Genomic DNA, 12,028 nt, shown 5'->3' with positions numbered 1-12,028 from the left:
CAGAAGCCGCGCAGCGGAAATCTCAATTTTGGCTATGGAAAGTTTCAAAACAGATAAAGCGCGTGTTTAGCGGGCCAGACGGCCATGACGGGAAGAGGGAGAAAAGTGAATTAAAGGTAACCAAAAAGTAATCGTTTGCGCAGCGACGCATTTATTCAGCCAATATGCCGGTTATCGTTTCCAATTATCCCACGCTTAGTCGATAATACCGCCCCGTCTAGCCACCGGGAATCCAGGAGTCTCCATGTTGTATCCTCTAGTAAGGAAAGCACTGTTTCAGCTCGATCCAGAGCGCGCCCATGAGTTAACCTTCCGTCAGTTAAGCCGCATTTCCGGCACCCCCTTCGAATTTCTGATCCGTCAGTCCGTACCGACAAAACCGGTGACCTGCATGGGATTGTCCTTTAAGAATCCTTTGGGACTGGCCGCAGGTCTGGATAAAGACGGCGAATGTATTGATGCTCTCGGGGCAATGGGCTTTGGATTTATCGAAGTTGGTACGGTCACACCGCGTGCGCAGGCAGGGAATGATAAGCCGCGTTTATTCCGTATCGTTGAGGCAGAAGGCCTGATTAACCGCATGGGCTTCAATAACCATGGCGTGGATAATCTGGTGAATAATGTCAAAAAATCCCATTTTGGCGGCATTCTGGGGATTAATATCGGTAAGAATAAAGACACGCCGGTCGAGCAGGGCAAAGATGATTATCTGACCTGTATGGAAAAGGTATATCCGTACGCAGGTTATATTGCGGTGAATATTTCATCACCGAACACGCCGGGATTACGCTCATTACAATACGGCGAGGCGCTGGATGATCTTCTGGCTGCCATTAAGAATAAGCAGCTTGAGCTTCAGCAACGTCATCAGAAATATGTGCCGGTCGCCGTGAAGATCGCGCCGGATCTTTCTGAAGAAGAATTGATCCAAATAGCCGACAGCTTAGTGCGTCATAATATGGATGGCGTGATTGCGACCAATACCACGCTCGATCGTAAACTGATCCAGGGGCTGAATTATTGCGAACAAATTGGTGGCCTGAGCGGTCGTCCGGTGCAGCTGCGCAGCACAGAAATTATCCGCATGCTGTCGAATGAATTACAGGGTCGTCTGCCTGTTATTGGTGTCGGCGGGATTGATTCATTAACCGCAGCCCGTGAAAAAATGGCCGCAGGCGCGTCCTTAATTCAAATCTATTCCGGCTTTATCTTCAAGGGACCGGGTCTGATCAAAGATATTGTTACCCATATCTAATATTTTTTATCCTGAAGACGAGTCAGGGGTTTATTTATTAACCCGGCTCGTCTATATTTTGTCCACTGACCGTAATTCAGGCTCAGGATTTGTCTGATATCGTTTCATTGCTGAAAAATCTATTCTTGCCTGAATAGCAGGTAATGAAGTCAGACAGAGGGCATAAGGGCACACAGGATGACGAAATGAAAATCAAACCAGATGATAATTGGCGTTGGTATTTTGATGCAGAGCATGACCGGCTTATGTTGGATCTCGCCAATGGCATGATTTTTCGTTCCCGTTTCCCGGCTAAAATGCTGACACCTGATGCTTTCGGAAATATGTCATTTTGTGTCGACGATGCGGCGCTCTATTTTGATTTTGAAGAGCAATGCAAATCTATTCGTCTGGCGGCTGAACAGCGCGCCGAATTAGTTTTAAATGCATTAGTCGCTTATCGCTTTTTAAAACCGCTGATGCCAAAGAGCTGGCATTTCACTCAGCAGATGCGTCCTTTCCAGCCGGCCAACGGTCAGCTTGCTCAGGTGCAGGTCATGGAAAGCGGTGAACAGGCGACGTTGCTGGTGGTGGAATCGGGCGATAATGCCAGTCTGTGCCTGCTGGCGCAGGAAAGGCTGACTGTGGCAGGGCGCGGTATGGTGCTCGGCGATGCCATTAAAGTGATGCATGATCGTTTAATGCCTGCCGCCTTCCGCGTTGATAATAATGTCTACGATCAGGCAGTGTAAATTACCCTCCATATTTCAAGTTGCAGATGCGTTGGCTGCGCTCAGTCACCCGAATCACTGACCTGTGTAAGCTCATCGGGATCCCTTCACTTGCCGCGTTACTGCGACTCGAACTATTTTGGGTAATGGCGAAATATTTTTAGCCGAGCACAATATCCGTTGCCGGTATGCAACTGCACGACAAGATCGTTCCGTCTTTCCCCACTGCACTTTCTTTCAGCGGCGACACTTGCCCTTCTTTCAGCGTCATTCTGCATGCTCCGCAAATCCCGGCACGACAGGAATAGGGGATACGTAATCCCTGCAATTCCAGCTGCTCAAGCAAAATTTGCTGATTGTTGCCGGTAAACTGTGTGCCCTGATAATTAATGCTGACGTCTTGCGCGGTGTTCTTTGGTGCGTCGACATTTTCAATGACTTCGCCCGCGCCGTACGGACGCGGCGGCTTGATCGCCAGTACCTGCACGCTGTCACCTGCGCGGATCACGCCGCTGTTGCGGGCAATCATGTTCTGACCGAAATCGACATCGCCGTCGCTGGCAGTGCGGTAACTTTGCAGGGTTTTCAGCGGTTCGCCACGTGGGTGTTTGCGACCTTTCTCAATGCTGACCGTGGTAAAAATACAGCGACTGCACGGTTTCACCAGATCAAAAATAACCTCACCGATGCGGATCGTCTGCCAGCTGTCTTCGGCATAAGCCTCTGCGCCGCTGACCACGATATTCGGCCGGAACTGTTCAATGCGCACGCCGCCCGGGCAACGGCGCTGCAAATCCTGCATGGAGGCTTCATTGATCAGCAGATACGGGAAACCGTCAGCAAAGGACAACGGCACGTCAGGATGCTTCTTCACCCGGCGCGTGGGTTCATCGCCTACCCACCGCAGTTGCACATCCCGCTTTAAATAACCACTTAACCAGTGATTTACGGGTTCCGGCGCGATGAGTGAGGTAAACTGATTGCCCCAGACTTTCGTCGGCGAGTTATCGCCGGCGAAATCATGAAATTTGACGCTGATGCTGTCGCCTTCCGGCGCACAAATCATCAGTCCATCGGGCAGCAAAACCGGCGTGAACAGGACCAGATTCGGATACTGGCGGGCTGTAATGAACATGCCTTGCGGATCGGTGATCATGAACTGGCGATCAAATGCCAGACCGGTGGCAGTGACCAGCGAGTGCGAAACTTGCAGGCCGCGCATGGATTTGACCGGGTGAACGAATAAACGTGAAAGAATGGGCACTGAAGACTGCCTCTCAGAATGTAAAGTCTTAAGAAGAACCAGAGACTTTATGACAAGCGGCGGGGATTAGCTATAATGCGCAACAATTTTATTTTTGGTGATATGTCGATATGAACTCTTTGTTTGCCAGCACGGCGCGTGGACTGGAAGAACTGTTAAAAAGCGAACTGGAAACGCTGGGTGCGCAAGCCTGCAAAGTTGTGCAGGGAGGGGTGCATTTTGAAGGTGACGATCGCCTGCTGTACCGTAGCTTACTGTGGAGCCGTCTGGCTTCGCGCATCCTGTTGCCGCTGAACGAATTTAAAGTTCACAGCGATCTGGATCTTTACCTTGGCGTGATGGCGATCGACTGGCCGTCCGTCTTCGGCGTGGATAAAACCTTTGCCGTGCATTTCAGCGGTCTGAATGAAGAGATCCGCAACAGCCAGTACGGCGCGCTGAAAGTAAAAGACGCCATCGTCGACAGCTTTACCCGCAAGATGGACGAACGCCCGAACGTGGCAAAACAGCAGCCTGACATCCGCGTCAACGTCTTCCTGCAACGTGATACCGCCAGCGTCGCGCTGGATCTCAGCGGCGAAGGCCTGCATCAGCGTGGCTACCGTGACCTGACCGGTCAGGCTCCGCTGAAAGAAAACCTGGCGGCTGCCATTGTGATGCGTTCCGGCTGGCAGGCCGGTACGCCGATGGTCGATCCGATGTGTGGCTCCGGTACGCTGCTGATCGAAGCCGCGATGATCGCCGCCGATCGCGCACCGGGTCTGCATCGTCAGCACTGGGGTTTCACCGGCTGGAACAAGTTTGACGCCGAACTGTGGCGCGAACTGACTGCCGAAGCCCAGGTGCGCACCCGCCGTGCCGTGCAGGAAACCCCTTCCCGCTTCTTTGGTTCCGATATCGATCGTCGCGTGATCGAAATGGCGCGTGCTAACGCCCGTCGTGCCGGTGTCGCTGAACTGATAAGCTTCGAGGCCGCCGAAGTCGGTAAACTGGTCAATCCGCTGCCGGAAGGCCCGGTGGGTACGGTGATCAGTAACCCGCCATACGGCGAGCGTCTGGAAAGCGAACCGGCCCTGATTGCCCTGCACAATATGCTTGGCCGCATCATGAAGACCAAATTTGGCGGCTGGCAGTTGTCACTGTTCAGTGCGTCACCGGAACTGCTGAGCTGCCTGCAACTGCGCGCTGAGCGTCAGTTCAAAGCCAAGAACGGCCCGCTGGAATGCGTGCAGAAAAACTATCAGCTGGCAGAAAACCCGACGGGTGCTGCCGGTACGCAAATGGCGGAAGATTACGCTAACCGTCTGCGTAAAAATGTTAAGAAACTGGAGAAATGGGCCAAACAGCAGGGCATCGAATGCTATCGCCTGTATGACGCTGATTTACCGGATTACAACGTGGCGGTTGACCGTTACGGCAGCAAAGTGGTGGTGCAGGAATATGCGCCGCCAAAAACCGTTGATGCGCAAAAAGCCCGTCAGCGTCTGTTCGACGTGATTAACGCCACGATGTCTGTGCTGGATATTTCCTCCAGCCAGCTGATCCTGAAAACCCGTGAGCGCCAGAAAGGCACCAGCCAGTACGAGAAACTGGCGCAGAAAGGCGAGTTCCTGCTGGTTGAAGAATTCAACGCTAAACTGTGGGTTAACCTGACGGATTATCTCGACACCGGTTTGTTCCTTGATCACCGCATCGCGCGCAAAATGCTCGGTGAAATGAGCAAAGGAAAAGACTTCCTGAACCTGTTTGCCTACACCGGAACTGCCAGTGTGCACGCCGGTCTGGGCGGCGCACGCAGCACGACGACCGTCGATATGTCCCGTACCTATCTGGAATGGGCGGAAAAAAACCTGCGTGCCAATGGCCTGACCGGCCGTCAGCATCGCCTGATCCAGGCGGATTGCCTGTCTTATCTGGGCATGTGCGATGAACAATTCGATGTGATCTTTATCGATCCACCGACGTTCTCCAACTCAAAACGTATGGCCGAAAGTTTTGACGTACAGCGTGATCATCTGGCTCTGATGAAAGATCTGAAACGCATTTTACGTCGCAACGGCACCATTATGTTCTCCAACAACAAGCGCGGTTTCCAGATGGATCTCGACGGACTGAGTAAACTGGGGCTGAGCGCGAAAGAAATCACCAGCCAAACCCTGTCACAGGATTTCGCCCGTAATCGTCAGATTCATAACTGCTGGCTGCTGTCCCATGCCGGCGAGGAAAAATAAAGTTTATGTCGTTAATTAGTATGTCAGGTGCCTGGCTGTCATTCAGTGACTCGCCGCTGTTGGATAACACCGAATTACACATCGAGCCGAATGAGCGCGTCTGTCTGGTTGGCCGTAACGGCGCCGGTAAATCGACGCTGATGAAAATCCTCAACCGTGAAGTGCCGCTCGATGACGGGCGCATTGTGTATGAGCAGGATTTGATTGTGGCGCGTCTGCAACAGGATCCGCCGCGCAATGTTGAAGGTACGGTGTTTGATTTCGTCTCGGAAGGTGTGTTCGAACAGGCCGAGCATCTGAAAGCGTATCACGCGATTTCGCATCTGGTCGAAAGCGACCCGAGCGAGAAGAACATGAACAAACTGGCTCAGGTGATGGAAATCCTTGATCACCAGGGCTTGTGGCAACTCGACAGCCGCATTAATGAAGTGCTGCTGAAACTGGGTCTGGATGCGGATACAGAGCTGAAATCCCTGTCCGGCGGCTGGCTGCGTAAAGCGGCACTGGGTCGTGCGCTGGTCAGCGCGCCGCACATTCTGCTGCTCGACGAACCGACCAACCACCTGGATATCGAGAGTATCGCGTGGCTGGAAGAATTCCTGAAAGAATTCCAGGGCAGCATTATCTTCATTTCCCATGACCGTTCTTTCATCCGCAACATGGCGACGCGTATTGTCGATCTCGATCGCGGCAAACTGGTCTCCTATCCGGGCAATTACGAAGCGTATCTGCTGGCGAAAGAAGAGGCGCTGCGTGTCGAAGAGTTGCAGAACGCCGAGTTTGATAAAAAACTGGCGCAGGAAGAAGTGTGGATCCGTCAGGGTATCAAAGCCCGCCGTACACGTAACGAAGGCCGCGTCCGCGCCCTGAAAGCCCTGCGTAAAGAGCGTTCAGATCGCCGTGAAGTGATGGGCACGGCTAAAATGCAGGTGGTTGAAGCCGCGAGTTCCGGCAAGATTGTCTTCGAAATGGAAGACGTCAGCTACTCGGTGGCCGGTAAACAACTGGTCAGCCATTTCTCCGCTCAGGTCATGCGCGGCGATAAAATCGCGCTGGTCGGTCCGAACGGTTGTGGCAAAACCACCTTGCTAAAACTGATGTTAAGTCAGATTAAGGCAGACAGTGGCCGTGTTCACTGCGGCACCAAGCTGGAAGTGGCGTACTTCGACCAGCACCGTGCTGAGCTGGATCCTGAACGTACGGTGATGGATAACCTTGCAGAAGGTAAGCAGGAAGTGATGGTTAACGGCCGCGCGCGCCACGTGCTGGGCTATTTACAGGACTTCCTGTTCCACCCGAAACGCGCAATGACCCCGGTGAAAGCATTGTCTGGCGGTGAGCGTAACCGTCTGTTGCTGGCTAAATTGTTCCTGCGTCCAAGTAACCTGTTGATCCTCGATGAGCCGACCAACGACCTGGATGTGGAAACCCTCGAACTGCTGGAAGAGATGATCGACAGCTATCAGGGTACCGTGATGCTGGTGAGCCATGACCGTGAGTTTGTTGATAACTCCGCAACCGAGTGCTGGATTTATGAAGGCGACGGCGTCATCAACAGTTATGTCGGCGGTTACCATGACGCACAGCATCAGCGCCGCAACCAGAGGCCAATCCGTCCTGCGGCTGCAACCGAAAATAAACCGGCTGCGCAACCTAAGGCAGAACCGGCAAAACGCACGGCGAATAAGCTCAGCTATAATCAACAACGTGAACTGGAACAATTGCCTGCGCAAATCAGCGCGCTGGAAGAAAAAATCAGTGCACTGCAACAGCAAATGAGCGATGCGAACTTCTTCACACTTCCTCATGAAGAAACTCAGCAAGTGCTCAATGCTTTCGCTGCTGCAGAGCAGGAGTTAGAGCAGGCGTTTGAACGTTGGGAAGCGCTGGAAGCGCAGAAAAACGGCTAACACTGCATCATGATTGGCAACCGGATTAAGGGAAGACCGGTTGCCGATATTCATAGTCTTTCCGCTGTTGAGGAGTCGATAGTGTGTTCTGACGCCCATGACCCGCACATCTTATGCCCCCAGTGCGACATTCTGGTGGCAATACCTGGTCTGAAAATCGGGCAAAAAGCCGTATGTCCTCGTTGCCATACCACGCTGACATCCCGCTGGAATGAGCCACGCAGACGTCCTGTCGGTTATGCCATCAGCGCCTTATTCATGCTGTTGCTGGCCAACCTTTTTCCTTTCGTTAATATGAATGTTGCGGGGCTGAGCAGCGAAGTGACGCTGGTACAAATCCCTCAGGTTCTGGTTTCAGAAGACTACGCCAGCATGGCGTCGCTGTTTATGGTGGTGGTGCAACTGCTTCCCGCCGTCTGCATGCTGTCTATTATTATCCTTTGTCAGGGTTTCAATATTCCTCTTCGCTGGAAAGTCGGCATTGCCCGTACCTTATTCCGGCTGAAAGCCTGGTGCATGGTCGAGATTTTCCTCGCGGGCGTGCTGGTCAGTTTCGTGAAACTGATGGCCTACGGGGATGTGGGCGTGGGCACCAGTTTTTATCCTTATGTTCTGTTCTGCCTGCTGCAACTGCGCGCATTTCAGTGCACCGATCGTTTGTGGATGTGGAATCACATCGAGCCGGCACCGCCGGTTGCGCAGCCGCTGCGCGTGGGCGAAAGCGGCCTGCGTCAGGGATTGCGTTCCTGCCATTGCTGTATGGCGATTTTGCCGGTGGATCAGAAAGAATGTGGCCGCTGCAAAACGCAGGGCCATGCCCGCCGGAAGAACAGCCTGCAATGGACGATGGCGCTGCTGGTCACGTCCATTCTGTTATATATCCCGGCGAATTTACTGCCGATTATGATCACGCAGGTGCTGGGAAATCCTATCCCGTCTACGATCATGGCCGGGGTCGCGTTGTTGTGGAGTGAAGGTTCATACCCTGTGGCACTGGTTATTTTGATCGCCAGTATCATGGTGCCGACATTGAAAATGATCGCCATCGGCTGGTTATGCTGGGATGCCAACAGCGATAAACAGATCGACAGGGAGCGGTTACACGTTGTGTATGAAGTGGTTGAGTTTGTTGGTCGCTGGTCAATGATTGATGTGTTTGTCATTGCGGTACTTGCGGCACTGGTAAGAATGGGGCAACTGATGAGTATTTATCCGGATATTGGCGCGCTGCTTTTTGCCGGCGTTGTCATTCTCACCATGTTCGCTGCAATGACATTTGACCCAAGGCTCATTTGGGATCGTGCTGGAATGAAGTCTACAAAGGAGCCACAAGATGGCAGGAAATAACATGGCAGAGAATGACGGAACTGCCAAAGTCGAAAAAATTAAACGCTGGTCTCCGGTGTGGATCGTGCCGATTGTCACGGCGCTGATTGGTGCATGGATCCTGTTTTATCATTACAGCCATCAGGGACCGGAAGTTACGCTGATCACTACCACGGCGGAAGGCATTGAGGGCGGGAAAACCACCATCAAAAGCCGTAACGTCGACGTGGGGAAAGTGGAGAGTGTGACCCTGAGTGAAGACCTGCAACAGGTCATCATTAAGGCGCGCCTGAATACCGGCATGGAAAAAATGCTCCGTGACGATTCTGTGTTCTGGGTGGTGAAACCGCAAATCGGACGGGAAGGAATTTCCGGTTTGGGCACGTTGTTGTCCGGTGCTTATATTCAGTTGCAGCCGGGTAACAAAGGCGGCGAAAAATCAGAATATAAACTGGATGATTCCCCGCCGCTGGCTTCGCCTGATGCTAAAGGTATCCGCGTAATTCTGGAAAGTGAGCGTTCAGGACAGCTTAATCCGGGCGATCCGGTGCTGTTCCGCGGTTTCCAGGTCGGTACTGTGGAAACCAGCCACTTTGATCCGAAAGCCCGTAACATCAAATATCAGCTCTTTATCCGTGCACCTTACGACACGCTGGTCACAGACAATGTGCGTTTCTGGAAAGACAGTGGCGTGAACTTTGATATGTCTGCCGCCGGTATGCGGGTGGAAATGGGGTCACTGACCACGCTGTTCAGCGGTGGCGTCAGCTTTGATATCCCGAATGGCTGGACGCAAGGCAATGAAGCGAAAAACGGCGATGATTATAAGCTGTTTGACGATCAGAAAAGCATTCAGGAATCACTGTATACCCGCCACATGGATTACGTGATGTTCTTCTCGGATTCTATTCGCGGCCTGCAACCTGGCGCGCCTGTTGAATTCCGCGGCATTCGTCTGGGTACCGTGGCAGAAGTGCCTTATCCGCTGAATGCGCTGAAACAGCAGATGTCTGAGGATTACCGCATTCCGATACTGATCCGTATTGAACCCGATCGCTTTGCGCAAATGCTGGGCAGTAATTTCAATATTGAAGATCATATCCGTGACGGTATCGCGCATGGTCTGCGTGCGTCGATGAAATCTGCGAACCTGTTAACGGGCGCGATGTACATTGACCTCGATTTCTATCCAAACGAGAAGCCGTGGAAAGGTCCGCTGGAAATTTCCGGCCATAAACTGCTGCCGACCGTGAGCGGTGGTTTCGCGCAAATTCAGCAGAAACTGATGACCACGCTGGATAAAATCAACAATCTGCCGATCGAACCGATGATGCGTGAGGCCACCAGTACGCTGGCCGAAAGTCAGAGAACGATGCGGGCGACGCAGAAAACAATCGAATCACTGAATGCGATTGTGAGCAGCAAAGAGATGAAGAACCTGCCGCAAGATATGCAGCAGACGTTGATTCAGCTTAACCGCAGCCTGAAAGGCTTCCAGCCTGGTTCTCCGGCGTATGGCAATCTGGTTGGCGACATGCAGAGTCTGGATAAAACCCTGCGTGAACTGCAACCGGTACTGAAAACGCTGAACCAGAAAAGTAATGCACTGATTTTCGCCGCCCCTGGGCAAGATGATCCTCAGCCGAAGAAGGCCAAATAATGATGAAATGGATACCTGTCGTCTTAGCATTATTCCTGACTGCCTGTAGCAGCAGTGACCAGAAAACCTACTACCAGTTGCCTGTGCTGAGCAGCACAGCGTCAACCGGCAGTGTGATGTCCACAGGTGCCGCTACACAGCGCCACCTGTGGGTTGAACGGGTCAGTGTTGCGGATTATCTGGCAGGCTCAGGGTTGGTATATCAGACCAATGATGTGCAGTACACGCTGACCCAGAATAACCTCTGGGCCAGCCCGCTGGATCAGCAGCTTCACCAGGCGCTTGTGACGTATTTGCGTCGTGATTTGCCGGGCTCAGTGGTGTCAACTCAGGCTTCCAGTTCGGACGACCAGGATGTGCTGAACGTGAATGTCACCGGTTTCCATGGCCGTTACGACGGTATCGTCGTGGTCAGCGGAAGCTGGAGCCTGACAAGAAATGGCCAGATGATTCAGCGCGATTTCGCCCTGAATCTGAAACAAAATGAAGATGGTTATGATGCACTGGTCAGGACGCTGGCGACCGGATGGCAGCAAGAAGCGGGCCAGATAGCCGCGCAGATAAGATGACGATTTTTTAAGCTTAATATTTTTTAAGTGATACATAAAAAATCCCGGTTTCTGACCTTTCAGATGCCGGGATTTTTTTATGGTGATCAGCCAGATGAGGCATTAGCCAGCGCGATTATCTTGCGCGCAATCTAATAATATAGCTCACGAATGTGACATTGGCGTGAAATTTGCGCATTGACCTCTCCCCATATTGCAGCTATTTGTTAGGTGTGGACGCAGAAGCGGCCCACTGTTTTCTTTCCACCTGACCTGAATAATGAGGGATATAAGGCATGAAGAGACAAAAACGCGATCGCCTGGAACGGGCACAATCACGTGGATACCAAGCAGGTATTGGCGGACGCTCAAAAGAGATTTGTCCGTACCAATCATTAGATGCCCGATCACATTGGCTCGGGGGTTGGCGACAAGCCATGGAGGACAGGGCCGTTACCGCTTAAGCGGCTCCCCTGTCAGAATAAGGAACAACCTCCGCTGCGCGCGGAGGTTTTTGTTTGCAGGCCAGAGTGCCCGTACCGCAGACATAAAAAAGGTGAACCCGTAGGCTCACCCTTTTTCAGACGTCGTGCAGGGCTTTATCAGAAAGCCGCAGCGTCTTTGAACAGACCCACTTTCAGATCAGTAGCGGTGTAAATTACCACGCCGTCAACCAGCACTTCACCATCAGCAACGCCCATGATCAGTTTACGGTTGATCACGCGTTTGAAGTTCAGACGGTAGGTGACCAGCTTCGCGGTTGGCAGAACCTGACCGGTGAATTTCACTTCACCCACACCCAGTGCGCGGCCTTTGCCTTCGCCACCGAGCCAGCCCAGATAAAAGCCCACTAACTGCCACATGGCGTCCAGACCCAGACAGCCAGGCATAACCGGATCGCCGATGAAGTGGCAACCGAAGAACCACAGATCAGGATTGATATCTAATTCAGCTTCAACATAGCCTTTGCCATGGGTGCCGCCATCTTCTTGCATCTTCACGATGCGATCCATCATCAGCATGTTGCCTGATGGTAATGGAGGGCCACCAGCACCGAACAGTTCACTGCGGCCAGAAGCTACGAGGTCTTCTTTCGTATAGGAATCGCGTTTATCTACCATGTT

Annotated in this window: 10 protein-coding genes; 8 read left to right on the top strand and 2 right to left on the bottom strand. The window is 52.5% G+C overall.

From position 1 onward, the window contains the following. Positions 1-244: 244 nt before the first annotated feature. Positions 245-1,255, top strand: coding sequence for a quinone-dependent dihydroorotate dehydrogenase (gene pyrD, locus EYY67_RS13350; protein ID WP_119822231.1), 1,011 nt, complete (start codon positions 245-247; stop codon positions 1,253-1,255). A gap of 185 nt (positions 1,256-1,440) precedes the next feature. Then, positions 1,441-1,986 (top strand): cell division protein ZapC, encoded by a 546-nt coding sequence (locus EYY67_RS13345; protein WP_095922585.1) that lies wholly within the window; start codon positions 1,441-1,443, stop codon positions 1,984-1,986. A 139-nt stretch (positions 1,987-2,125) separates the two neighbouring features. On the opposite strand, the gene EYY67_RS13340 is transcribed toward EYY67_RS13345, so the two are convergent. Next, positions 2,126-3,229 (bottom strand): YcbX family protein, encoded by a 1,104-nt coding sequence (locus EYY67_RS13340; RefSeq protein WP_131693716.1) that lies wholly within the window; start codon positions 3,227-3,229, stop codon positions 2,126-2,128. A gap of 110 nt (positions 3,230-3,339) precedes the next feature. On the opposite strand from EYY67_RS13340, the gene rlmKL reads away from it, so the two are divergent. The 6 genes from rlmKL to rmf all read left to right on the top strand — a co-directional run bounded on the left by rlmKL (position 3,340) and on the right by rmf (position 11,368). Further along, entirely contained in the window at positions 3,340-5,460 is a 2,121-nt protein-coding gene (gene rlmKL / locus EYY67_RS13335; protein WP_095922583.1) for a bifunctional 23S rRNA (guanine(2069)-N(7))-methyltransferase RlmK/23S rRNA (guanine(2445)-N(2))-methyltransferase RlmL, read from the top strand. Positions 5,461-5,465: 5 nt separating this feature from the next. Beyond that, positions 5,466-7,370 (top strand): ABC transporter ATP-binding protein, encoded by a 1,905-nt coding sequence (locus tag EYY67_RS13330; protein ID WP_119822233.1) that lies wholly within the window; start codon positions 5,466-5,468, stop codon positions 7,368-7,370. A 78-nt stretch (positions 7,371-7,448) separates the two neighbouring features. Further along, complete coding sequence (gene pqiA / locus EYY67_RS13325) at positions 7,449-8,717, top strand: membrane integrity-associated transporter subunit PqiA (RefSeq protein WP_408637238.1); 1,269 nt, start codon at positions 7,449-7,451, stop codon at positions 8,715-8,717. Beyond that, positions 8,704-10,356 carry an intermembrane transport protein PqiB gene (pqiB, locus tag EYY67_RS13320; RefSeq protein WP_095922580.1) on the top strand — a complete coding sequence of 551 codons (1,653 nt, stop codon included), beginning with the start codon at positions 8,704-8,706 and terminating at the stop codon, positions 10,354-10,356. The genes pqiA and pqiB overlap by 14 nt, the downstream gene beginning before the upstream one ends. After that, positions 10,356-10,925 carry a membrane integrity-associated transporter subunit PqiC gene (gene pqiC / locus EYY67_RS13315; RefSeq protein WP_095922579.1) on the top strand — a complete coding sequence of 190 codons (570 nt, stop codon included), beginning with the start codon at positions 10,356-10,358 and terminating at the stop codon, positions 10,923-10,925. Before pqiB ends, pqiC begins: the two co-directional genes overlap by 1 nt. 275 nt (positions 10,926-11,200) lie before the next feature. Beyond that, complete coding sequence (gene rmf / locus EYY67_RS13305; RefSeq protein WP_013574871.1) at positions 11,201-11,368, top strand: ribosome modulation factor; 168 nt, start codon at positions 11,201-11,203, stop codon at positions 11,366-11,368. A gap of 138 nt (positions 11,369-11,506) precedes the next feature. Here rmf and fabA read toward each other — a convergent pair whose 3' ends face one another. Next, positions 11,507-12,025, bottom strand: a complete 519-nt coding sequence (gene fabA / locus EYY67_RS13300) for a bifunctional 3-hydroxydecanoyl-ACP dehydratase/trans-2-decenoyl-ACP isomerase (protein ID WP_013574872.1) — start codon at positions 12,023-12,025, stop codon at positions 11,507-11,509. Positions 12,026-12,028 lie beyond the last annotated feature (3 nt).

It is taken from the genome of Rahnella victoriana, assembly GCF_004330295.1.
In the GTDB taxonomy this organism is placed as follows: Bacteria; Pseudomonadota; Gammaproteobacteria; order Enterobacterales; family Enterobacteriaceae; genus Rahnella; species Rahnella victoriana.
This window is presented reverse-complemented; position numbering and strand designations above follow the sequence as displayed.